This window comes from Micromonospora sp. CPCC 205558, from assembly GCF_036902955.1.
GTDB lineage: Bacteria > Actinomycetota > Actinomycetes > Mycobacteriales > Micromonosporaceae > Micromonospora.
Genome location: NZ_JBAKHR010000021.1, coordinates 112578 through 135374 on the forward strand (window position 1 = coordinate 112578; position 22797 = coordinate 135374).

Annotated in this window: 19 protein-coding genes; 7 read left to right on the forward strand and 12 right to left on the reverse strand. The window is 70.8% G+C overall.

Annotated features, from left to right (window positions below; all coding sequences use genetic code 11):
• Nucleotides 1-31: 31 nt before the first annotated feature.
• The 5 genes from V6U86_RS23170 to V6U86_RS23190 form a co-directional block, all read right to left on the reverse strand.
• Nucleotides 32-1144 carry a branched-chain amino acid ABC transporter permease gene (locus tag V6U86_RS23170; protein ID WP_334506370.1) on the reverse strand — a complete coding sequence of 371 codons (1113 nt, stop codon included), beginning with the start codon at nt 1142-1144 and terminating at the stop codon, nt 32-34.
• Nucleotides 1141-2019: a branched-chain amino acid ABC transporter permease gene (locus V6U86_RS23175; protein WP_334506372.1), complete on the reverse strand. Its 879-nt coding sequence runs from the start codon at nt 2017-2019 to the stop codon at nt 1141-1143. The genes V6U86_RS23170 and V6U86_RS23175 overlap by 4 nt, the downstream gene beginning before the upstream one ends.
• A gap of 30 nt (nt 2020-2049) precedes the next feature.
• The gene (locus tag V6U86_RS23180; protein WP_334506374.1) at nt 2050-2772 is read right to left on the reverse strand and encodes an ABC transporter ATP-binding protein; all 723 of its coding nucleotides are present in this window, start codon (nt 2770-2772) and stop codon (nt 2050-2052) included.
• A 58-nt stretch (nt 2773-2830) separates the two neighbouring features.
• Nucleotides 2831-3619, reverse strand: a complete 789-nt coding sequence (locus V6U86_RS23185) for an ABC transporter ATP-binding protein (RefSeq protein WP_334506376.1) — start codon at nt 3617-3619, stop codon at nt 2831-2833.
• Between the two features lie 137 nt (nt 3620-3756).
• Nucleotides 3757-4647, reverse strand: a complete 891-nt coding sequence (locus tag V6U86_RS23190; RefSeq protein ID WP_334506378.1) for an alpha/beta hydrolase family protein — start codon at nt 4645-4647, stop codon at nt 3757-3759.
• 184 nt (nt 4648-4831) lie between these two features.
• Here V6U86_RS23190 and V6U86_RS23195 point away from each other — a divergent pair, with 184 nt between their 5' ends.
• The gene (locus V6U86_RS23195; RefSeq protein WP_334506380.1) at nt 4832-7093 is read left to right on the forward strand and encodes a catalase; all 2262 of its coding nucleotides are present in this window, start codon (nt 4832-4834) and stop codon (nt 7091-7093) included.
• Nucleotides 7094-7205: 112 nt separating this feature from the next.
• On the opposite strand, the gene V6U86_RS23200 is transcribed toward V6U86_RS23195, so the two are convergent.
• A complete protein-coding gene (locus V6U86_RS23200; RefSeq protein WP_334506382.1) occupies nt 7206-8078 on the reverse strand; it encodes an LLM class F420-dependent oxidoreductase in 873 nt (290 codons plus the stop codon).
• A gap of 149 nt (nt 8079-8227) precedes the next feature.
• On the opposite strand from V6U86_RS23200, the gene V6U86_RS23205 reads away from it, so the two are divergent.
• From V6U86_RS23205 to V6U86_RS23215, 3 genes are read left to right on the forward strand one after another with little or no spacing between them, the layout of a single operon-like run.
• Nucleotides 8228-9376, forward strand: coding sequence for an acyltransferase (locus V6U86_RS23205; protein ID WP_334506384.1), 1149 nt, complete (start codon nt 8228-8230; stop codon nt 9374-9376).
• Nucleotides 9373-10515: an alanine racemase gene (alr, locus tag V6U86_RS23210; RefSeq protein ID WP_334506386.1), complete on the forward strand. Its 1143-nt coding sequence runs from the start codon at nt 9373-9375 to the stop codon at nt 10513-10515. Before V6U86_RS23205 ends, alr begins: the two co-directional genes overlap by 4 nt.
• Nucleotides 10512-11534, forward strand: a complete 1023-nt coding sequence (locus V6U86_RS23215) for a D-alanine--D-alanine ligase family protein (RefSeq protein WP_334506388.1) — start codon at nt 10512-10514, stop codon at nt 11532-11534. Before alr ends, V6U86_RS23215 begins: the two co-directional genes overlap by 4 nt.
• A gap of 19 nt (nt 11535-11553) precedes the next feature.
• On the opposite strand, the gene V6U86_RS23220 is transcribed toward V6U86_RS23215, so the two are convergent.
• The 4 genes from V6U86_RS23220 to V6U86_RS23235 are packed head-to-tail and all read right to left on the reverse strand — an operon-like array spanning nt 11554 to nt 15200.
• A complete protein-coding gene (locus V6U86_RS23220) occupies nt 11554-12063 on the reverse strand; it encodes a hypothetical protein (RefSeq protein ID WP_334506390.1) in 510 nt (169 codons plus the stop codon).
• Nucleotides 12060-13517: a HAMP domain-containing sensor histidine kinase gene (locus tag V6U86_RS23225; protein ID WP_334506392.1), complete on the reverse strand. Its 1458-nt coding sequence runs from the start codon at nt 13515-13517 to the stop codon at nt 12060-12062. The genes V6U86_RS23220 and V6U86_RS23225 overlap by 4 nt, the downstream gene beginning before the upstream one ends.
• Nucleotides 13514-14206, reverse strand: coding sequence for a response regulator transcription factor (locus V6U86_RS23230; RefSeq protein ID WP_334506394.1), 693 nt, complete (start codon nt 14204-14206; stop codon nt 13514-13516). Before V6U86_RS23230 ends, V6U86_RS23225 begins: the two co-directional genes overlap by 4 nt.
• 16 nt (nt 14207-14222) lie before the next feature.
• Nucleotides 14223-15200 carry a phosphatase PAP2 family protein gene (locus tag V6U86_RS23235; RefSeq protein ID WP_334506396.1) on the reverse strand — a complete coding sequence of 326 codons (978 nt, stop codon included), beginning with the start codon at nt 15198-15200 and terminating at the stop codon, nt 14223-14225.
• 258 nt (nt 15201-15458) lie between these two features.
• Between V6U86_RS23235 and V6U86_RS23240 the strand changes: the two genes are divergently transcribed.
• Nucleotides 15459-15959, forward strand: a complete 501-nt coding sequence (locus V6U86_RS23240) for a winged helix-turn-helix domain-containing protein (protein ID WP_334506398.1) — start codon at nt 15459-15461, stop codon at nt 15957-15959.
• Between the two features lie 34 nt (nt 15960-15993).
• Here V6U86_RS23240 and V6U86_RS23245 read toward each other — a convergent pair whose 3' ends face one another.
• Nucleotides 15994-20376: a S8 family serine peptidase gene (locus V6U86_RS23245; protein WP_334506400.1), complete on the reverse strand. Its 4383-nt coding sequence runs from the start codon at nt 20374-20376 to the stop codon at nt 15994-15996.
• 282 nt (nt 20377-20658) lie between these two features.
• Here V6U86_RS23245 and V6U86_RS23250 point away from each other — a divergent pair, with 282 nt between their 5' ends.
• Both V6U86_RS23250 and V6U86_RS23255 read left to right on the forward strand, forming a co-directional pair.
• A complete protein-coding gene (locus V6U86_RS23250) occupies nt 20659-21183 on the forward strand; it encodes a winged helix-turn-helix domain-containing protein (protein ID WP_334506402.1) in 525 nt (174 codons plus the stop codon).
• Between the two features lie 91 nt (nt 21184-21274).
• Nucleotides 21275-21781, forward strand: coding sequence for a VOC family protein (locus V6U86_RS23255; RefSeq protein ID WP_334506404.1), 507 nt, complete (start codon nt 21275-21277; stop codon nt 21779-21781).
• Nucleotides 21782-21852: 71 nt separating this feature from the next.
• On the opposite strand, the gene V6U86_RS23260 is transcribed toward V6U86_RS23255, so the two are convergent.
• On the reverse strand, nt 21853-22749 hold the full coding sequence (locus V6U86_RS23260) for an AurF N-oxygenase family protein (RefSeq protein WP_334506406.1): 897 nt from the start codon (nt 22747-22749) through the stop codon (nt 21853-21855).
• Between the last annotated feature and the right edge of the window lie 48 nt (nt 22750-22797).

Consider the following 22797-nt stretch of genomic DNA (forward strand, 5'->3'; position numbering starts at 1 on the left):
GGCGCCCGGCCGAGGCCGGACCGAAGACAGCTCAGGAACGCCGGGCCCGCCCCCTGGCCAGCACAGCCCGGCCGAGACGCGACAGCAGACCCTGCACACCGCCGGGGGCGGCGATCATGACGACGATCAGGGTGAGTCCGAAGATCGCCAGGGGAAGGTTGCCCTCCAGCCGCTGCGCCACCGCAGGCGAGAGCGTGAGCATCTCGGTCAGCGAGTGGGTGAGATCGGGCAGGGCGACCAGCAGCACGGCCCCCCACAGCGCGCCGGTCAGTCGACCCAGGCCACCGATCACCACGGCCATCAGCAGGAACAGCGACAGGGTCAGCGAGAACGCCCCGGGTGAGACGCTCTGCGCGAGCACCGCCAGCAGCGCACCGCCGAGCCCGGCGGTGGCAGCGCTGACCACGAACGCGAGGACCTGGGTGCGGGCCACGTGGATGCCGGCGAGGCGGGCCGCCACCTCGTCGTCGCGGACCGCCCGGAAGGTGCGCCCGTACCGGCTGCGGATCAGGTTCGCCAACAACAGCACGGCGAGCAGGGTGGCCGCGCCGGTGACCCAGAGCTGCCACCGCTCGTAGGGGAAGTACGGGCCGAGCGACAGCGGCGGTGGCTCCACCGGCACCGACAGCCCCTGCTCGCCGTTGAACACGCCGTCGAAGGTGACGGCCAGCGCCGGCACCACAACGGCCACGGCGAGGGTGACCCCGGCCAGGTAGGGGCCACGCAGCCGGGCCGCGGCCACCCCGACCACCGCGCCGACCGCGACCGTGCCGACGATCGCCGCACCCAGCGAGAGCGGCAACAGCCAGCCGCCGGTCATCCCCCGGTCGGCGAACGCCGTCTGGCACAGCGCCGCGGTGTACGCCCCGGTGGCCATCAGGGCGCCGTGCCCGAGCGACAGTTGACCGTTGAGCCCGGTGAGGACGGTCAGCCCGGCGGTCGCGCAGAAGTAGGCCGCCACGGTGGCGAGCTGGAAGTTGCGGAACGGCTCGACGGTGTAGCTGACCGCCACCAGCAGGAGACCGGCGGCGAGCACCACCGCGAGGTGGCGCAGCAGGGTGGAGCCGCGTCGCCGGTCGACCGGTCGGCCGCCCCGCTCGTCGAGCTGCTGTTTCGGCGGCAGGGCCGCCCTGGTGGCGCTCACACCCGCCTCGCCGCGACCGGGGCGAACAGCCCGCCGGGCCGGACCAGCAGCACCGCCAGCAGCAGGACCAGCACCGCGAGCGGGGTCAGGTCGCTGCCGGCGTAGCCGCTCACGTAGGAGAGCACCAGCCCCACCACCAGACCGCCGACCACCGCCCCCGGTGGACTGTCCAGGCCGCCGACCACCGCCGCGGTGAACGCCGAGACGAACACCAGGTCCATCGCGTGCGGGTGCAGGCCCAGCTCAGTCGGCAGGACCAGCATGGCGGCCAGCGCCCCCACCCCGGAGGCGAGCGCCCAACCAAACGTCAGCATGCCACCGACGTTGACCCCGAGCAGCCGGGAGACCTCCGGCGCGAAGGCCGCCGCGCGCATCCGCAACCCCACCGGGGTACGCGCGAACATCCACGCCAGGCCGCTGACCACCACCCCGATCGTGGCAAAGACGAACAGGTCGTACGGGGACAGCACGGCCACCCCGCCCACGGTGAGAGCGGACCGGCTGAACGGCGCCTCGGCGGGGCGGAACTCGCTGCCGTACACCATGCCCAGCACCGCCTGGATCAGCAGCACCAGCCCGAGCGCGACGATCACCGGGTTCAGTGGCGAGGCGTGATCGACGTGCCGCATCACCACCCGGTCCACCAGCGCGCCGAGCAGCAGGCCGGCGACGATCGCGACCACGAAGCCCAGCCAGTAGGAGCCGGTCGCGGCGCTGACGGTGTAGGCGACGTACGCGGCGGCGACGGCCATCGCCCCCTGGGCGAAGTTGACGACCCGCGCCGCCCGCCAGATGAGCACCAGGGCCAACGCGAACGCGGCGTACACCGCGCCCCGGGACAGGCCGTCGACGGTGAGGAAGACGAAGCGGTCCAACAGTTCTCCCTCCGGGGGACGAGGTGATGGTCAGAAACCGAGGTACGCGTGGCGCAGGTCGACGTCGTCGCGCAGCTGCACCGCCGGGGCGGCGATCACCACCCGACCGAGAGACATCACGACGCCCTGGTCGGCGACGGCGAGCGCGCTGCGCACGTTCTGCTCGACCAGCAGGACGGTCAGGCCGGTCCGGTCGCGTAGTTGGCGCAGCAGGGCCATGGTCCGAGCGACCACCCGTGGCGCCAGGCCGAGCGACGGCTCGTCCAGCAGCAGCAGACGGGGTCGACCGACCAGGGCCCGACCGAGCGCGAGCATCTGCCGCTCGCCGCCGGAGAGCTGGTGACCGAGGTGCCGGCGGCGGCGGGCCAGCGGCTCGAAGAGCTGGTAGACCTCGTCGAGGGCCCGCCCCGCGTCGGCCCGGTCGCGCCGCCACAAGCCCCCCAGCCGCAGGTTCTCGTCGACAGTCAACTCGCTGATCACGCCCCGGCCCTCCGGCACGTGCGCCATCCCGCGTCGGACGAGCTGCTCCACCGGCGTACCCCGAAGGTCCTCCCCGGCCAGGAGGACCTGGCCGGCCGCCGGACGGATCATCCCGGAGAGCGCGCGCAGGAGGGTGGTCTTGCCGGCGCCGTTGGCGCCGACGACCGCGGCGATCGTGCCGGCCGGGACGGAGAGGTCGATGGCCCGCAGGACCGGCGCGGCACCGTAACCGGCGACCAGCCCCCGCACGACGAGCAGGTCGGTGCCGCTCATGCCGTGCCGCCTTTCGTTCGCGACTGCGGGGCTCGCAAACCCGGCTCACTCCTCGCGCTCACGGCGAAACCTCTTCCTCGACGGTGGCACCGAGGTACGCGTCGGTGACCGCGGGGTCGTCGCGGACCTCGTCCGGGGTGCCGGCGGCGATGACCCGGCCGAAGTCGAGCACCACGATCTCGTCGCAGACGTCCATCACCAGGTCCATGTGGTGCTCGACCAGGAGCACGGCACAGGGGTCGGTGTCCCGCCGGGGCAGTTGCCGGATCAGCTCCGCCAGCTCGGCGATGTCGTCGGTGCCGAGGCCGCCGGCCGGCTCGTCGAGCAGGAGCAGCCGGGGCCGGGCGGCGAGCGCGCGGGCCAGGGCGACCCGCTGGCGTACCGCGAAGGGCAGGGTGGTCGGCGCGGCCTCGGCGTGCTCGGCGACGCCCAGCTCGTCGAGGATGGCCAGGGCTTCCGCGCGGAGCCGGCGCTCGTCGCGGTCGCTGGCCGGCAGCCCGAGCAGCGCCGGGACGAAGCCGGCACGGGCGGTGTGCGAAGCGCCGGTCATCACGTTCTCCAGGACGCTGAGCCCGGCGAAGAGCCCGGTGCCCTGCAAGGTCCGGGCGATGCCGAGCCGGGTCAGCCGGTGCGGCCGTGGTCGCAGCGGCCGGCCGTCGAGGGTGAGCGAACCCGTCTCCGGCGCGACGAAGCCACAGATCACATTGAAGAGCGTGGTCTTGCCGGCACCGTTGGGCCCGATCACGCCCACCACCCGGTTGGGTGGCACCCGCAGGGAGACGTCGTCGAGGGCGGTGAGGCCGCCGAAACGGACGCCGATGTGGTGCAGTTCGAGGCCGCGCTCCATCACCCATCCCTCTGTCGTGGCGGGTGTTTATTTACACTCGCAGTGTACGTTTCTCGGGTTTGGCGTCAAGACCTTCAATACCCCCGCACGCAGGTGGACGGGGCGGCCGCCAGTGGCGACCGCCCCGGTGACCGCCGTCAGGCGCTGGGACAGGTGTTGCGGTACTCCTGGATCTGCGAACCGCTCGGGCCCGGGCAGAGGAACTGCTCGTAGCGGGTGTCGTCGTCGACGAACCGCTTCAACCAGGCCACCATCTGCCGCGCCGTCGGCGTGTTCGTGGTCTGCGGGAAGAAGTGGCTCGCCCCGTTCAGCTCCAGGTACGCCTTCTCGGCGGACGCCGGAATGCTGTTGTAGAACGGCACGGAGTGCGTCGCGACCGGCGCGACACTGTCGCTCTCACCGCCGATGATCAGGGTCGGCACCCGCAGCTCGGACCAGCTCTTGTCCGTGTTCCAGGGCGCGAGTGGCACCGCGGCCTGCAACGACGGTCGCGACGAGGCCGCCTCCAGGCTGCCGCCGCCACCCATGGAGTGGCCGGCCACCGCGAGTCGACTGCTGTCGATCCGACTCCGCACCGAGCTGCGCTCGGTGAGGTAGTCCAGCGCGGCGAGCAACTGCCGACCGCGGCTGTCCGGCTGATCCAGTCGGGTGTTGGTCTCGATGCCGATCACCACGAAGCCGTGCGAGGCGATGCGCGGCCCGAGCCAACTGATGCTCGACCAGGCGGCGGTGAAGCCCGGCGAGATGGCGATGGCGCCGAAGGTGCCCTCGCTGGTGCTGGTCGGGTAGTAGATGACGCCGCCGCCGAAGCCGGTGACGCTGAGCGAGGACACGCTCTGCGAGGACGTCGAGAACGGGCCGCGGCTCGCCTCCAGGATCGCGGTGGTCGGGGCGGGGCCCCGCTCGTACGGGCTTGCGGCCTGCGCGGCGCCGGCCGGGCCGACCAGGACGCCGCCGGCGGCCAGGACGGTGGCCAGCGCGAGCCGGGCTACGACGGAACGGGGACGGGTGGTGGTTGGTGAGGACACGTCGGGCACTCCCTAGAGTCGAGGGATATCGACGTGTGTCAGTTTCATCCGCTCCGCCGATCCCGGCATCGGCGAAATCACCAGTCCCCGCGAAGGATGCCGTGATCAGATGCGTTTCGGCCCTCTGAGCAGGGGTAGCAGGGCAGGCGCCTGCTCGTACACGCGCCATGGAGAGGTTCGTTCAGTGGATTCCAGCAAGCCCGCCGAGGCGGTCAAGAACGCCGTGAAGACCGCCTCAGGAAAGATCGCCGACGCCCTCACCCCGGATGTCCCCGGTGCACCGGGGAGCGCGCCACCGACCGTCGATGAGCCGACGACGCCGCACGACCCGCTGCCGCCGAAGCCGGAACAGGGGGCACCGCAGACGCGTACGCCGACCGGCGCGGAGACCGGCGCGCCGACGATCGCGAACGGTCAGCAGGGTGCCCACCTCACGACCGCGAACGGGGCGCGGCTGCGCGACACCGATCACTCGCTCAAGGCCGGCCCGCGCGGCCCGGTGCTCCTGCAGGACCACCACCTACGCGAGAAGATCACGCACTTCGACCACGAACGCATTCCGGAACGCGTGGTGCACGCCCGGGGCGCCGGCGCGCACGGTGTCTTCACCGCGTACGGCACCGCCGAGGCGGTCACCCGGGCCGGTTTCCTCAAGAAGGGTCGCGAGACCGAGGTCTTCGTCCGATTCTCCACCGTGCTCGGTTCGCGGGGTTCGGCCGACACGGTCCGCGACACCCGTGGCTTCGCCACGAAGTTCTACACCGACGAGGGCACCTTCGACCTGGTCGGCAACAACATGCCGGTCTTCTTCATCCAGGACGCCATCAAGTTCCCGGACATCATCCACGCCGCCAAACCGCACCCCGACCGGGAGATCCCGCAGGCGCAGAGCGCCCACGACACCTTCTGGGACTTCGTGTCGCTGCACACCGAGGCGCAGCACCACACCATCTGGAACATGTCCGACCGAGGCATTCCGCGTTCGTACCGGACGATGGAGGGCTTCGGCGTGCACACCTTCCGCCTGGTCAACGAGACCGGGGAGACGGTGCTGGCCAAGTTCCACTGGAAGCCCAAGCTGGGCGTCCACTCGCTGACCTGGGAGGAGGCGCAACTGCTCGGCGGCATCGACCCGGACTTCCACCGCCGCGACCTCTACGACGCCATCGAGGCCGGCGCGTACCCCGAGTGGGAGCTGGGCATCCAGGTCTTCCCGGACACTCCCGAGGAGACGTTCGCCGGCATCGACCTGCTGGACCCGACGAAGATCGTGCCGGAGGAACTGGCCGAGGTGCAGCCGATCGGCCGGCTGGTGCTCAACCGGACGCCGACGAACTTCTTCGCCGAGACCGAACAGGTCGCCTTCCACCTCGGTCACCTGCCCCCGGGCATCGACGTCACGAACGACCCGCTGTTGCAGGGCCGACTCTTCTCGTACCTCGACACGCAGCTCACCCGGCTGGGCGGGCCCAACTTCCCGCAGATCCCGATCAACCGCCCGCACGCCGCCGTGAACGACATGCTGCGCGACGGCTTCCACCAGCACGCCGTGCACGCGGGCGTCGCGCCGTACCGGCCGAACTCGCTCGACGGCGGCAACCCCTTCCCCGCCGGGGACGCCGAGCACGCCTTCGTCGACGTGCCGGTCACGGTCGCGCAGGCACCGAAGGTACGCGCCAACCCGGCCTCGTTCGACGACCACTACAGCCAGGTCCGCCTGTTCTGGCTGAGCATGTCGCCGGTCGAGAAGGAACACATCATCCGGGCGTACACCTTCGAGCTGGGCAAGTGCTACCACCAGGCGATCAAGGAACGTCAGCTGCGGAGCCTGGCCAACATCGACCCGGTGCTGTGCGAGCAGGTCGCCACCGGCCTGGGCCTGCCCGCGCCGCAGCCGACGGTTCCCCTCGCCGACGTCGCACCCAGCCCGGCGCTGTCGCAGGTCGGTCGAGAGTGGCCGGGCGACGGCCGGATCGTCGGGATCGTCGTCGACCCCGACGGCGACCTGGACGACGTCGACGAGGTCCGCCGGGCCGTGTTCGCCGCCGGCATGGTGCCGCTGTTGATCGGCCCGCACGGCGGCATGGTGGGCGACCTGCCGGTGCAACGCACCTTCGCCACCGGCCGGTCGGTCGAGTTCGACGCGGTCCTGCTGGCCGGAGCGCCCGCCCCCGCACCGGATGCCCTGCCCGCGCGCGACGCCAAGGCGGGCAGGCCGGACCGGTCCACGGTGGACCCCCGCGTGCTGCTGCTCGTCGAGGAGTGCTGGCGGCACGCCAAGGCGATCGGCGCCTGGGGCGCTGGCGTCACCGTGCTGGAGCAGGCCGGCGTCGCCGGCACCCCGGGCGTCGTGGCGGCGGGCTCGGGCACCGAGGCGCTGACCGCGGTGCAGCAGTTGATGGCCGCACACCGGGTGTGGGAACGGTTCCCCGCCTCAATCGCCTGACCCTGACCGCACCGGCCGAGAGGGCTGGCCTCCCCGTCACGCGGGAGCCCAGCCCTCCCGGCTTCCGGACCCTCTGGCCAGTCGATGGCGTCGGTGGAACGTCTTCGCGGAATCAGCCGATGTCGGCCAACCGGGGCAGCACCTCGTCGCCGAGGCGTTGGGCGAACTCGACCGGGTGCCGATCCGGCGTCACCTGCACCTCGCTCACACCCAGCGCGGCGTACTCGGAGACCTCGGCGAGGAACGCGTCGGTGTCGTCCAGCGGCGCCTGGGAGGCGACAACCGTCTTTTCGATCGTGTCGTAGTCGCGGCCCTCGGCGGCGCAGTGCCCGCGCAGCACCTCCAGCTTGCGGGCGACGTCGTCGGTACCGCCGCGGCCGAACAGGTTGCAGGCGTCGGCATACCGGGCCACCAGCAGCAGGGTCTTCTTCTCGCCCCCACCGCCGATCATGATGGGCGGGTGCGGGCGGCTCAACGGCTGCGGCGAGTTGATGGTCTCGGCGAGCTGGTAGTGCTGCCCGTTGAACGGGCCGTCGTCGGCACTCCACATCTGAAGGCAGATGCGCAGCGTCTCCTCCAACCGCTCGAACCGCTCGGCCACCGGGACGACCGGCACGCCCAGCCCGACCTGCTCCCGCTCGTACCAGGAGGCGCCGATGCCGAGGCGGGCCCGGCCGCCGGAGAGCACGTCGAGGGTCGTCACGATCTTGGCGAGCAACCCCGGGTATCGGTACATCACACCGGTGACCAGCACACCCAGCGTCATCCGCTGCGTCGTCGCCGCGACGAAGCCCAGCGTGGTGTACGCCTCCAGCATCGGCTCCTCGGCCGCGAACACCGCGTCCATCTGGAAGAAGTGGTCCATCACCGTGAACGACGCGACGCCGGCCTGCTCGGCGGTGGTCGCCGTCTGCGCCAGGGTCGGTGCGATCGCGGCCGGGTCGGCCGGGGTCGAGTAGTTCCAGTAGTGCAGCCCAAGCTTCATGTTCGGTACCTCCACGACGAGCCTAGTGCCGCCGGGTGTCCGCCGGAGGCGGCTCGCAGCCGGTTACGTATCGGGTCCGGCGGCGTCCATTACAAGACCATGACAATCCGTGGATCACGTGCGGATATCCGGCTGGCAGCTTTCGATACGTGATCCAACAGCTGTCATCGACCGAGTACCGGCCCGCCGACCTGGGCCCGGCCGCGACGCGCGTCCGGTTCCGCCACCGCCACCGGGTCGGGGCCACGCCCGCCGCAGACCTGTCACAACGGGCCCAGTGGGCCGATGCCGCGAAGGGTGTCTGCATCATCCTCGTCGTCCTGTGGCACGTCGTCGTGAAGGACTACCTCCAGATCGACTGGCACATCGGCGTACCGGTGCCGGGCTTCTGGGGAACGCTGGGTGAGCAGTTCCTTCCGCTGCGGATGCCGCTGTTCTTCACCATCTCGGGCGTCTTCGCGGCGAACGCCGCCCAGCGGCCGTGGCGGCTGGTCGCCCGCAGCCGGATCGCCGGGTTCCTCTACCTGTACGCCGTCTGGCTGCTGATCCACACGGCGGTCCTCGCCGCCGCGCCGCAACTGCCGACCGACCGTGCCACCTCGGCGCTCGGCCTGCTGGAGCAGCTCACCATCACGCCGTCCAACCTCTGGTACCTGTACGCGCTGGCGCTGTACTTCACGATCGCCAAGGCGACCCGTCGGGTGCCCCGGGCGCTGGTCCTGATCCCCGCCGCCGCGCTGTCCGCCGTCGCCGCCGCCGGCCTGCTCGACACCCCGGGCAACCGCGCCGGGCTCTACCAGAACCTGGTCTTCTTCCTCGCTGGTCTCTACCTGCGGCCGCAGATCGGGCAGTGGGCCGCCACCGCCAGCCGCCGCAGGCTGGTGCTGACCTCGGGCGCCTATGTCCTGGCTCTCGCCGCGATGGCCGTGACCGGTGCCCAGCAGTGGTTCGGCGTGTGGCCGGCGGTCTCCGTGCTGGCAGTGATCTTCGGCATAACCGCCGCTGCCCGGCTGGCCTCGTGGTCGGCGCTCAGTGATCCGCTGGCTAGGCTCGGCCGCATCACACTGCCGATCTACGTCATCCACATGCCGGTCCTGGCTCTCCTGCACCGGCTGCTGCTCGTACCGGTTTCCGGGCTGGGTGGGTCTGCTCAGGTCCTGATCGTGCTGGGTTACCCGATTCTGCTGACCGGGCTGGTGATCGGCCTGAGCCTGGCCGTCCACCGCGGGCTGCTCGCGGTTCGCGCGGGCTGGCTGTTCGCGCTCCCTGGGCGGCGCCGGGTGGAGGTGGCCACATGAGCACCCTCGCGGAAGCGCTGATCGACCTGGAGGCGATCTCCAGCAACGTCCGGACCATCGCGTCGGTCGCCAGCACCGGGCTGATGGCCGTGGTGAAGGCCGACGGGTTCGGCCACGGTGCGGTGCAGGTGGCCCGGGCCGCGCTCCGTGCCGGCGCCACCTGGTTGGGGGTGACCTCGACGGCCGAGGCGCTGGCCCTGCGCGACGCCGGTGTGACCGCGCCCACGTTGAGCTGGTTGCACGGCCCGGATGACGAGTTCGGTATGTTGATCAAGGGTGGCGTCGACATCGGCGTGTCCACGACGACGCATCTGCACGCTGTCGCCGACGCGGCCCGTCCGCTCGGCGTACCGGCGATGGTGCAGCTCAAGGCGGACACCGGGTTGTCCCGCAATGGGGCCGCCTGGGACGACTGGCCCGAGTTGGTCGGTTGGGCCCGCAAGTACGAACGGGAGGGCGGGATCCGGGTGCGCGGGGTGTGGTCCCACCTCGCCGACGCCGACCTGCCGGGCGCTCCCACGCTCACCCGGCAGGTGGCGATCTTCGAAGAGGCGCTGCGGGTCGCCCGGTCGGCCGGTCTGGACCCCGACCTCGTCCACCTGGCCAACTCGGCGGCCGCGCTCTCCGCACCACGGACCCGATTCGACCTCTGCCGGATCGGGATCGCCCTCTACGGCGTGGACCCGTTCGGCGCGAGCGGTCCCGGCGAGTACGGGCTGCGCGCCGCGATGACGCTGCGGACGAGCGTGGTCAACGTCAAACGGGTGCCGGCCGGCACTGGTGTCTCCTACGGGCCCGAGCACGTGACCGGCGCACCGACCACGCTGGCGCTGCTGCCGCTCGGCTACGCCGACGGGCTACCCCGGGCGGCGGGTGGTCGCGCCGCGGTGTGGCTCGCCGGTCGGCGGTGCCCGATCGTCGGGCGCATCGCCATGGACCAGTGCGTGGTCGACGCCGGTGATCTTCCCGTGGCGATCGGCGACCCGGTCGTGGTGTTCGGCCCGGCCGAGGACGACCAGCGCCCTCCGACAGTCGCCGAATGGGCCCGTTGGGCCGACACCAATCCACACGAGATCTTGACCGGTATCGGGGCCCGAGTGGCCCGCGAGCACCTCCACGGAAGGGCACCGAACTCATGACAACCCGACTGGCAGTGCTGTACGGCGGGCAGAGCGGCGAGCACGAGGTGTCCTGCCGCTCCGCGGCGAGCATCCTCGCCCACCTGGACCGTGAGCGGTACCAGGTCACCGAGGTGCTCATCGACCGCGACGGCGGATGGCATGTCGGTGGCCGACCGACGCCACTGCCTGCGGCGTTGCGCGTGCTACGCGCCCAGGATGTGGTGTTCCCGGCCCTGCACGGCCCGTACGGCGAGGACGGCACCGTGTCGTCGCTGCTGGAATGGCTCGGCGTGCCGTACGTCGGCAACGGCGTCTTCGCCAGCGCCGCCGGCATGGACAAGGGGGTCACCAAGCGGCTCCTCGCGGCGGAGGGGCTGCGGGTCAGCCCGGGGGTGACCCTGCGTCCCGGCGAGGAGTTGTCGCCCGATGACCGGCGTCGGCTGGAGCTGCCGGTCTTCGTGAAGCCGGCCCGGGCCGGGTCGAGCCTGGGTGTCGTCAAGGTGGACGACTGGGCGGGGGTTCCCGCCGCGCTGGAGCAGGCCCGTCAGGTCGACCCGAAGGTGCTCATCGAGCAGGGGGCGCGGGGGCGCGAGATCGACGTGGCCGTCCTCCAACACCCGGACGGACGGGTGCAGGCCGGCCCGCCGCTGGAGATCCGGGTGACCGGTGCCGGCTTCTTCGACTACGACGCGAAGTACGACGGCGGGGCGATCTTCCAGATTCCCGCCGCGCTCGACGCGGCGACCACCGAGGTGCTTCAGGACCGTGCGATCCGCGCCTTCCAGGCCCTCGACTGTCGCGGGCTGCTGCGGGTCGACTTCTTCCTGCCCGCCGAGGGGTCGCCCGAGCCCATCGTGAACGAGGTCAACACGTTCCCCGGTTTCACCGCCGCGTCGCAGTTCCCGCAGATCTGGCAGCAGGCCGGCATCGGGTTCGCGGCTCTGATCGACATCCTGATCGACGGCGCGCTGGCCGATCAGGACCACGGCCACCACAGCGGGTTGCCCCGGCAGGCCCGAGCGGTCGACCTGGTGTGAGGCGGTGGTCGGCGCCCGGTCACCTGGCGGGACACCGGCGGGCTGGTTGGGCACCGTCGGACCCGACGATGGTGACCGGGGCCAGACTTCCCACCCGGCCGGCCTGGGCGGCGGCGTCGACGGCCGTGCAGATGACCTGGTCGATCGCCGTCGGCGACAACGCCCGCGCCGTCCCGGTCATTCGCACCGTGAGGTCACCCGATCCAACGGTCGTGGGTGTCACCTCGACGACCGCCGTGAACCCGGTTGGCACTTCGCTGGTCAGCCCCTGGCTGCGTTCGTCCTGCTGCGGGCCGGCGGCGAGCCGGGCAAGCGCCTCGCTCGGTGTGTCATCGACCGTGGGGCGGCGCAGGACCAGCACGAGTTCGCCCTGCGCGACCAGGTAGAGCCGGACGCCCTGCGCTGGGCCGCTGACCGCGGAACGACCGGTGATGACGGGGCTGGGGCGTACCCCACAACCCGATGCCAGCAGCGTGCCGAGCAGCAGTCCGCCGGCGAGTAGCGCGCGGCCGGTCCGCCGGCCGGTCACCGGGCACCTCCGGCGTCCGTCGTCACGCGGGGCAGCCGGAGCGTGAAGACCGCGCCGCCGTCCGGGCCGTTGGCGGCGACGAGAGTTCCCCGTAGCCCGCCGTGGCGGTGCAACCGCGCGTTCTCCCAGGAGATGGCGAGGCCGAGGCCGCTGCCCTCGGAGCGGGTACGCGCGGTGTCGGCCTTGTAGAAGCGGTCGAAGACGTGCCCCCGCACCTCCGGGTCCAGCCCTGGCCCCTGGTCGGCCACCTCGATGGTGACCCAGTCCGGGTCGGCGCTCAGGCGTACGGACACCGGCTCGGCACCGTGCCGGAAGGCGTTGCCGACCAGGTTGGCGACGATGACGTCCAGCCGGCGCGGATCGAGCCGGGCCACCACTGCGGGCGGCAGGTCCGCGCGTACCCGGTCGGCCCAGCCGCGGATCCGCAGTGTCGCGGTCACCGCGGCGGCCACGTCCACGTCGTCGAGGGCGAGCCGTGCCGTGCCGGAGTCGAACCTGCTGATCTCGATGAGGTCGTTGACCAGTTGGGTGAGGTTCTGCGCCTCCTGGCTGACCAGTCGGGCGGCCTGGCCCGCGTCTCCGGGCAGGTGGTCGGCCTCCTCGTCGAGCACGTCGGTGACCGCGGTCATCGCGGCCAACGGGGTACGGAGTTCGTGCGAGACGTCGGCCACGAAGCGGCGGGCGTCGGATTCCATCCGCCGCAGCTCGCCGACCTGCCGCTCCAGCGTGCCCGCGGTGTCGTTGAAGGTCCGTGCCACGTCGGCCAGCTCGTCGACGCCCCGGACCGTCAGCCGGGTGGTCAGGTCGCCCTCCCCCAGGCGGCGGGCCGCTCGGCCCAGGTCGCGGACGGGTCGCAGGACTCCGCGGGCGGACAGCAGGGCCAGCAGGACGGCGAGCAGCAGGGACAACCCGCCGGTCAGCCAGGCCCTGGTGGCGAGCTGGTCGATGCTCTGCTGCTCGGGCACGAGATCGCGCATCGAGTAGACCTCCAGCCCGGATGGGCGGGACGTGCCGTCGGGGCTGTCGAGCTGCAGTTGGGTGCCGATGAGCAGCCAGGGCTGCCCGTCCTGCGAGACACGCTGCCAGGCGATCCGGCCATCGCCGACCTCTTGGCGCAGCTCGGGGGTGAGCGGGGCGGGTGTCGGTGAGCCCTGTGCCCGCATGCCGCGGTAGATGACCACCGCGAATCCCTCACGGTCGGAGAGCCGCTGGGCCAACACGTTCAGCTCCTCCTGAGTCGGCGGAAGCTGGGAGATCGGGTAGACCTTGGCGAGCTGGTCGGTCAGCGCCATCACCGCGGCGTCCTGCGCCTGCTGGAGGATGACCGTCCGGGCCTGGAAGTAGCTGCCGCTGGCCACGACGGCCGTCGTGGTGACCCCGAGCAGCGCGAACGCCAGGAGCAGCCGGACCCGTAGGCCCAGGACCTGGGCGGCGAGAGAGCGCCAGAGGGTCACAGCGGCCCGAACCGGTATCCGAAACCACGTACGGTCTGGATGAAGACCGGCGCCGACGAATCGGCCTCGATCTTGGCGCGGACCCGCTGGACGCAGGCGTCCACGAGTCGCGAGTCGCCGAGATATCCGTGCTCCCACACGGCCTCCAGCAGTTGCTGACGGCTGAGCACCTGACCCGGGGTGTGCGAGAGTTCGAGCAGCAGCCGCAGCTCCGTCGGGGCGAGGCTGACCGGCGTCCCGTCCTTGCTGACCACCAGTGCGGCCCGGTCGATCGTCAACGCGCCGTACTGTTCGAGGCCGGCGCGGTCACCGCCGCGCCGCGAGTCGCCACCGGTCCGCCGCAGCACCGCGCGGATGCGCGCCTCCAGGACCCGGGCCTGCACGGGCTTGACCACGTAGTCGTCGGCGCCGGCCTCCAGACCGGCGACCACGTCCATGTCGTCGTTGCGGGCCGTGAGCATGATGATCGGCAGGTCACCGAGCTGCCGGATCCGGCGGCAGACCTCGAACCCGTCCATGCCGGGCAGCATGAGATCGAGGACCACGACATCGGACTGGGTCGTGCGCAGCCGCTCCAGCCCCTGCTCACCGGTGCCCACGGCGTGCACCGTGTGACCTTGTCGGGTGAGCGCCAACTGCAGTCCGTCGCGCACCGTCTGGTGGTCTTCGATCAACAGCACCTGGGACATGTCGTCAAGTATCCCATCATGAGATCTTTCGGGTTTCGGTCGACGGCTGCGACCGCGCGGGGCGCCGCGCGGAGAGCGGCACCGCGAAATCCGTCGTACGCACCAGGAACACCACCGCGCCCACCAGGAACATCGTCGACGCGGCCGCGGCCACGATGGCGACCAGCGCCCCGCGCTGCACCGACGCGGCCAGGCCGGGCACGACCATCACCAGCGCCAAGATCAGCACGGCCAGGCCGGCTACCGCCTCGGCCAGCCTGCGCCAGAGGCCGCCACCGGTCGAACCGCCGACCGCGTCGCGGTCGCTGGGCCAGGCCGCCAACGCGGCCGCGGCCAGGCAGAACAGGACCACCCCCAGCAGTACGCCACCGAGCACGTCGCTGAACCGGTGCCAGCCCGCGATCATCGTGGCGGCGGCGATCACCGACACTCCCGCCGCACCCGGCACCGCCAGCCAGCGCCGTGCCCACCCGGGCAGCACCAGCATGAACGCCAGCAGCAGGGCGGTCGCCGCCGCCACATGACCGCTGGGGAAGCTGTTGTGGGTGGTGGAACTTTCGATCTGCAGATCTGGGCGGGGCAGCTGCGCCTTCACCGCGCCGGCCACCAGCACCGCGCAGACGACCATGCCCACGCCGACGACCCCGGCCACCAGCCGGCGGCGGAGCACGCCCACCAGCAGCACCACGCCGAGCAGGGCCGCTATGAGCGTCGGGCTGCCGAAGCTGGCCAGCACCGTGTTGGCCGGGCCCACCAGCACGGTCTCCTGCTCGTACCCTCCGCCGCGCTGGGCGGGCGGCAGGAGCACCCCGTCCAGCCACTGCCCGGGATAGGTCCGCACGAAGACCGCGGCGGTGAGGGTCAGGGCGAGCAGAGCGCACAGCGCCGCCGCGAGCAGTCGCAGCCCCAGCGGCATCGCCGCGCGGGCGTGGGGCAGCGGTCGCGCCGGACCGGGTGTCGACCGCCCGACGGAGTACAACGATCCGATGGACATGGCGACCATGCTCGCCCCGGCAGGTCCGTACGCCGTCCTCGGATTGTCTTGGTTCTGTCACAAACACCCCCACCGCATCCGGGAGAGCGCATGGTCGGCGATGGGCCCGGACGGCTGGGTGAGATTCACATGCTTACATGCAACTATGTTTTACCCGGCCGAGATCAGCCACCACTAGGGTCAGGACGCCGATCGATGCCTTGGTCGACGGTGCGAAATCCATCCGGAGTGATGTGGGGAACCGGAAGGTGTTGGCACATGCAGGGAACTCCAGTCGCCAGCCTGGTCATCGGCATCGCATCCTCGCCGGCCGAGCGGCGACATCTGGCCCGGCTGCTCGGTGGCAGTGACGCCTTTCTGATCGTCTCGACAGTCGACCAGGCACGAGAGTTTCTCGGGGTGGTCGAGGCGCCTGCCGTCCCGGCTCCCCCGATCACTGCGACGCTCGCCGAGGTGGCGCCGAGCCCACCGCCACCAGAACTGGCAGTCGACTCCGACCGTCGGGTGCTGCGCTGGCGCGACCAGGAGATCGACCTGACCCGGTTGGAGCACGACGTCCTGCTCTGCCTGGTGCACGCGCCCGGGCAGGTCTGGACCTACGAACGCCTGCACCTTGAGGTCTGGGGCAACCGGCACCTCGGCCGGGGCTCGGACATGCACTCGGTGGTCCGCCGGGTGCGCGCCAAGCTCGCCCGGCTCAACGCCGCGGCGACGATCCACTCGGTGCGCGGCGTCGGCTTCCGGCTCGCCCCCGTCTGATCACCCCGGACGTGGTGCGTCTAGCGCTCGGGCGTCAGCACTTGATGGGTGCCAACCCGAAGTTCTCCACGGTCGGAGTGGAGGTGTCGATCCTGGTCTGACGGGTCTGCGGCTTCCAGCCGTCCTTGGCCACGATCATCGTGAGCGGGTTGTTGCGGCGGTCCACCCAGTAGGCGTACTTGCCCTCGGCGTCGGTGGCGAAGGTGTACGACGCCGCCCACGAGTCGACCTGGACGACCGCACCGGTGAGCGGGTTGGTCGCACCCTGGCAGCTGGTGCCGGTGACCGTACCCATGAGCTTGCCCCACGTCTTCGGGGGGTTCGTGGTCATGGTCACCGCGACCGGCGCCACCGAGTACGGGGTGTTCTCGGAGATCGCCACGCCGCCGGAGTAGGTGCCCGGCTGGTCCACGTTCGCCGTCAGACCGACGGTGACCGTGACCTTCTCACCCGGTGCGAGGGTGACCTCCGACTTGTCGATGGTCATCCAGCTGACGTCGGCCGCCGACTCGGCGCATCCCTCGAAGCCCGGGAGCACCTCGCTCTCCGGAGCGGCGCTGAAGCTGCCGGACGAGCCGCCGATCTTGTAGAAGCCGCACGCCGCGCCACCGCGGTACCGCGCGGTGTTGGCGTTCGGCAGGTTGGACCACGATCCGGCGGCCGGGTCGAAGGCGAAGCCGGCGTTGCTGATGGCCCCACCCTGCGAACCACCGACGACGAGGAGCTTGCCGCTGGCGACGGCGTACGAGCTGGCCCAGTTGTCGGTCGGCGCGTCGGCGACGGCGGTCCAGGTGTTGGCACCCGGGTCGAAGGCGTAGCTGGACTTCTGCGCGGTGGAACCGTCGTTGCCGCCGGTGCAGTAGAGGACGCCGTCGATCCCGCCGCAGGAGGCGAAGGCCACCGACTTCGGGTAGTTGGCCATCGTCTCCCAGGTGTCAGTGCTCGGGTCGTACCGGACCACGCTGTTCGACATCGGCAGGCAGGCCGAGGTCGTGCAGCCGCCGACCGCGTACAGCTTGCCGTCGACGACACCCTGACCGGCCGCGGCCCGTGGTGCCGGGTTGTCGGCCAGCTCGGTCCAGGCGTTGGCACCCGGGTCGTACGACCAGGTGGCGGAGTCCGGGCCCGCGTCGGCCCAGCCACCGGTAACGATGATCTTGCCGTTCACCACGCCCGCGGTCAGGGCGTTGCGCGCGCCGGGAAGGTCGGCGATCGCCGTCCAGGTCTGCGCGGCCGGGTCGTAGGCGTAGTTCTTGGTGGTGGAGGCCTCACCGTTACCGCCACCGAGCGAATACACCTTGCCGTCCAGGTGCACCACCCGGTTGTCCATGATCACGGACGGGTAGTTCGCGATGTCGGTCCACGGCGCCGCGTGCGGGCCGACTGCCGCGGCAGCGGCCTTGGCCTCCTTGCCGGACGCCTTGGCGGCGAACGACGTCGGTACGGTGAGCCGCTGCTCCGGCGCGCCGCCGGACCCGAGCACCTGCTGCCGGGTGACCGTGGAGCCGTCCGCCCGCAGGAGTTCGAAGCCGTTGTCCCGCTCACCGAACTTGACCTCGACCGGCGCGCCGCCGGTGTTGGTCACCGTGAACTTCTTGCTGGTCTTGCCGTTGGGCATCTGGAGCGTCGCGCTGAGCTCCGTCGGCGTCACCGACAGTCGGCCGGCCGCGAGCTGGAAGTTCGCGGTGGTCGCCCAGTCGGCCTCGACGTCGACCGACTTGGTCAGGCTGACGTAGTTGCCGGCGCTCGCCGTGAACTTGTGCGAGCCGGTCAGCGACGAGTAGATCCAGTAGAAGCCGTCGGCCAGCCCCGGGTCGTCCGGGGTCGCCACGGTGACGGCCTTCTCGGCGGGCCGGTCCTTGCTGGTGACGGTCGCGCCGTTGACGTAGCCGTCGTCGTTCTTGTCGCGGACGTTGCCGACGACCAGACCGCCGTCGACCGGCGTGCAGAGGACCGTGCTGCCGATCAGGACGTTGTCGATCTCCCACCACCACTCGTACGAGGCGTCGTAGTAGCGGAACCGCACCTGCACCTGCGCCTGACCGGCCGCCTGCGGGATCGGGATCTCGGTCAGCTTCGGTCCCCGGACGTCGGTCTCCTGGCGGAGCACGTTGGTCCAGGTGGTGCCGCCGTCGATGCTCAGGTCGACATCGGCGGTGTCGTCGTTGAGCTGGTTGAAGTCCTGGTTGAACCGGATCACCGGGGCGGTGACACCGCTCAGGTCGACCACCGGGCTGACCAGGGAGGTGTCCTGGCTGGTGCCCGGTCCATAGTCGTCGCTGTCGACGATCGCGAAGTTGCCGGCGCCACCGGTCAGGTTGCCCCGGTTGCCGTCGTCGGTGAACTTCCAGACCTGACCGCTGCCCGCGTTGTCCACGACGGTCCAACCGGCCGGCGTGGTCGTGCCGTCGAAGGTCTCGTACTCACCGTCGGAACCGAACGTGTATCCGGGTGCGGTGGTGCACGCGGTGCTGTCCACCGGCACGGCGACGTTGGCAGTGACGTTGCCCGAGCCGACCACGACCTGCTTGGTGACGGTCTGGTAGCCCGGGTACTGCGACTCGTACTTCAGGGTGTACGTCTGCCCGGCCGGCAGCTTGATGCTGTAGCGGCCGTTCGACGGGGTGGTGTAGTCGTAAACGCCGGACACCCCCGTCACGGTCACCTTCGCGTACAACGGCCAGCCGTGGCCGGAGCCGTCGGTGACCGCTCCGGTGACGTTGACACTCGGCACCGCGGTGAGGGCGACGTTGAGCGTCGTGGTCGCGCCCTTGGTGAGCGTTGCCGTCCTGGTGGTGCCGCCGTACCCGAACGCCGCGACGGCGACCTGGTAGTCGCCGATGGGGAGCTGCGTCGAGAACTTGCCGTCGGCGCCGGTGGTCAGCTCACGCTCGGACGGGCCGGTGAGCGTCAGGGTCGCGCCGGCGATCAGGGCGCCGGAGGTCGCGTCGGTGACCGTGCCGGCCAGCGTGCCGATGTCACCGGTCGGGGCGGCGTTGAGCAGCGCCAGGGCGTCCAGTCGGCCTTCGCCGTAGACGTTGTTGTCGGCCGCGGTGCCACCACACTGGTCGTCGGCCTTGTCGATCGCGGCGCCGTTGAGCACCGCGCGGGTCGCGTCGACGTCACCGATCAGCGACGGCGCCGCCGAGTACAGCAGCGCGATCGCGCCCGCGAGGTGCGGTGCGGCCATCGAGGTGCCGCTGATGCTGCCGTAGGAGCTGCCCGGGATGCTCGACCGGACGTTCACGCCCGGCGCCGAGATGTTGGGCTTGATCTCGCCGTTCTGACCGACACCGCGGGCGGAGAAGCCGGCGACGTTGTTGTTGATGTCGTACGCGCCGGTCGAGTAGTTGCTGGCCAGGCTGCCCGGCGAGCCGCTGGTCTGGCAGGCCGGACCGCTGTTGCCGTTGGACCAGACGCCGAAGATCCCGGACGCGGTCCAGGCGTTCGTCACGTCCTCCATGAAGGGCTCGTTGGACGGGTCCCGGGTGCCCCACGAGTTGTTGATGATGTTCGGTCGCTTGCTCGCGTCCGCGTTCTGACCGTTGAGGTCCAGCGGCTCGAGCATCCACTGACCGGATTCGATCAGAGCGGCGTCACTGGGGCAGCACCCGTTCGCCGCGATCCACTTGACCCCGGGGGCGACACCGATCTGGTTCGCGCCGTCGGAGCCGGCCATGGTGCCCATCGTGTGCGTACCGTGGCCATCGCCGTCGCAGGGGGCGGTCGCGCAGGCGCCGCCGGCGGAGGCGGCGTTGAACCAGTTGTAGTTGTGGTCGAACGTCCCGTCACCGTTGTTGCCCCGGTACGAGTTCACCAGCGCCGGGTGGTCGAACTGCACCCCGGTGTCGATGTTCGCGATGGTGATGCCCTCGCCCTTGACGCCGTACTGGGACCAGACGTCGTCGGCGTTGATGTTGGCGATGCCCCACTCCAGGGCGTTCACGGTCTTCTCGTCGGCGCCCTTGGTCGTCTCCGGCACCTTGTACGCGACCGGGGCGTAGAGGCCCTCGACCTCCGAGTGCCCGGCGAACTTCTGCGCCATCGCCAGCGAACCGCTGTTCACCTTGATGGCGTTGGTGGCCCAGAAGGTCTGGTACTTCGTGCCCGAGCTGTCAAGGTCGGCCCGGATCTTGCCCTGGCTCGCCGCGGCGGTCTTGCGTAGCGCGTCCGCCACCGCCGTTCCCCGCTTCGACCAGTCCTTGATGGCGCTGGCCTTGCTCAGGTCCGCCCGGTCCTTGAACCGGATCCAGAAGTCCCCTTCACTCTTGGCCTGGAGCTGCTTGGCGAGTTCGGGTCGGATCTTGTCGCCGGTCTGGGCGCCCGCCCCCATCGCACCGCCGGGCGCGGCCTGCGCGCCCGAGCTGATGGTGGCCAGGCATGTTGCGGCGAGGATCGTCGCCGCACCAGCGCTCACCAGCGATCTGGCTGCGCGCCGCCATTGTGGACGTCTGAACATAGGTGCTGCCTCCCTCAGAACGACCCAGGGTGTAGTGGGCCATGGTGGACCTCCCCCATGCACCGCGCGGGTCACGCCGGTTGCCCGAGTGGACACTATGATCGAGAAGAACGGACGATCAAGAACTTGCCGTGAGCAACTTGTCGCTAAGAGTTGCCCTGGCTGACGGGGCGCTTGCCAATCATTGTCAGGACCGTGACGACAGTTGGGCAGGGATGCCCATCGATCCCGGGTGGTGCGGTGACCAAGGACGAGGCAACGGTGGACAGGGGTGATCCGGCCGACGAGCCGTTCCCACTGCTGATCGCGGTCACCCCGTCACCGGCCGAGCGCATCCGGCTCGCGGAGCTCCTCGACGGCATCGCGCCTCTGCTGCTGGTCGCCGACCTCGACGAGCTGCGCCGGCTGATCGCCGCTCCGCAGCAGGTCGCCGCCGCGCCCGAACCGGCGCGGGTCGCCGCCCTGGTGATCGACTCGGCCCGCTCCAGCGCCCGCTGCGGAGAACGTGAGATCGACCTCACCCGCCTGGAACACGACCTGCTGACCTGCCTGATCACCGAGCCGGCCCGGGTCTGGAGCTACGCCGAGCTGCACCGGTCGGTCTGGGGTGACGAGGGGCGCGAGCGCAAGGCGGACGTGCAGTCGCTGGTGAAGCGGCTGCGCCGCAAGCTGCACGACCTGGGCACCGGGGCCACCATCGATGTCGTTCGCGGCGTGGGGCTCCGGCTGACCGATCATCAGCAGGCCCGGGTCGAACGGGCCTGACAGCCACGTCGCATGAACTGATCTCGACCGGGGTACGACCGGAAGATCAGCACAACACAGGCGACGTAGAGCGCTGGTAAGGAGAGTCAGCATGGCATTCCCCAATCCCTCGACCGTGTCCATCGGGCTGAAGAAGGCCGCGCACGTCGGGATCGCGGTGAGTGATCTCGACCGCTCGGTCGCGTTCTATCAGGCCCTGCTCGGCGCGGAACCGGTCGTACGGGACGAGAGCATGCACGGCGCCGGGTTCGCGCAGTCGCAGGGGTTGCCGACGACGAAGCTGCGGTACGCCACCTTCAACCTCGACAACCTCGGCATTGATCTGATCCAGTTCCAGGAACCGGTCGGCGACGTCGCCCAGGTGGCCGCCAACCGGCCCGGCTCGATGCACCTCTGCTTCCACGTCGACGACGTGCGCGCGGTCTACGACCGGATGAGCGAGGCCGGGTTCGAGTTCCTCGGGCAGCCGTACACGTTCGCGCCGGGCGAGGTGAACCCGCCGGCCGCGGTCGGCACCGAGGTCGCGTACTTCAACGACCCGGACGGGACGAACCTGGAGATCATCGCTCCGAAGGGTGGCTTCGCCCGCGACGAGTGAGCCCACCCGGGCGGCGTGGGGTCCGGCCGGAGACGGCACGGGCCCCACGCCGTCGCATTGGGTGAGACGGCTCAGATCAGCCCGGCCCGGGCCCACAGCAGACGCCCCGGCCCGGCCACCAGGCCAACGCCCGCCAGGGTGGCGTGCACCCGGGCCGCCGACCAACGCAGGGTGGCCCGCCACTGCGGGTTGGCGCGGGCAGCGGCACGGCCCACCGCCGGTGGAATGCCCACCGCCGCATACACGCCGGGATGGACCAGCCGGTTGGCGATCGTGTAGGCCGCGCGACCGACCAACAGCCGGGCGTACGCCATGCCCACCGGGCCGGTGGCCGCGACCGCGGCGGCCAGTTCCTCGCGGGCGAACCGCACGTGTCGCGCCTCCTCCACCACGTGGATACGGGAGACCATCCGGATGAGCGGCTGGAGCGACTCGTCCGCCATGATCTCGCGCTGGAACGCGTCCAGGATCTCCTCCGCGATGAGGATCGCGGCGTACATCCGGGGGCCGCTGGCGGTGGCCTTGAGAAAGCGCCCTAGGTGGTGGTCCACAGTGCTGGCCCGGTAGACCGGACAACCCATCGCCTCGATCAGCCGGCCGAACATGATGGAGTGCCGGCACTCGTCGGCGACCTCGGTCAGTGCGTACTGGGCCTGCCGACTGGTCGGGTCGGCCCGGTAGTACTCCCGGATCAGCATCTGCATGAGGATCGTCTCGAACCACAGCCCGGCGCTGGCGGCGCTGGCCACCTCGTGCCTGGTGAGATCGACGCGCTGCGCCTCGCTGAGCTGCTCCCACAGCGAGGTGCCGTAGAGGCTGCTGCGATGCGGTGGAAGCCAGTAGGCGCCGGGGGTGTGCGGGGCGTCCCAGTCGATCTCGACGGTGGGGTCGTAGCTGGTGCGTAACGAGGACGTGAGGAGTCGCTCGGCGACCGCCGCGCGCTCGATTTCCGTCGGTGCGGCCTCCATGACTCCTCCATATTGACGTGACGACCGGTAACTGTTACGAGTAGTAGC

Bases quoted from the DNA above. Each gene is read 5' to 3' on its own strand.
- V6U86_RS23180 (WP_334506374.1), bottom strand. From the start codon at position 2,772: ATGAGCGGCACCGACCTGCTCGTCGTGCGGGGGCTGGTCGCCGGTTAC.
- V6U86_RS23185 (WP_334506376.1), bottom strand. From the start codon at position 3,619: ATGGAGCGCGGCCTCGAACTGCACCACATCGGCGTCCGTTTCGGCGGC.
- V6U86_RS23200 (WP_334506382.1), bottom strand. From the start codon at position 8,078: ATGAAGCTTGGGCTGCACTACTGGAACTACTCGACCCCGGCCGACCCG.
- alr (WP_334506386.1), top strand. From the start codon at position 9,373: ATGAGCACCCTCGCGGAAGCGCTGATCGACCTGGAGGCGATCTCCAGC.
- V6U86_RS23215 (WP_334506388.1), top strand. From the start codon at position 10,512: ATGACAACCCGACTGGCAGTGCTGTACGGCGGGCAGAGCGGCGAGCAC.
- V6U86_RS23230 (WP_334506394.1), bottom strand. From the start codon at position 14,206: ATGTCCCAGGTGCTGTTGATCGAAGACCACCAGACGGTGCGCGACGGA.
- V6U86_RS23235 (WP_334506396.1), bottom strand. From the start codon at position 15,200: ATGTCCATCGGATCGTTGTACTCCGTCGGGCGGTCGACACCCGGTCCG.
- V6U86_RS23240 (WP_334506398.1), top strand. From the start codon at position 15,459: ATGCAGGGAACTCCAGTCGCCAGCCTGGTCATCGGCATCGCATCCTCG.
- V6U86_RS23255 (WP_334506404.1), top strand. From the start codon at position 21,275: ATGGCATTCCCCAATCCCTCGACCGTGTCCATCGGGCTGAAGAAGGCC.
- V6U86_RS23260 (WP_334506406.1), bottom strand. From the start codon at position 22,749: ATGGAGGCCGCACCGACGGAAATCGAGCGCGCGGCGGTCGCCGAGCGA.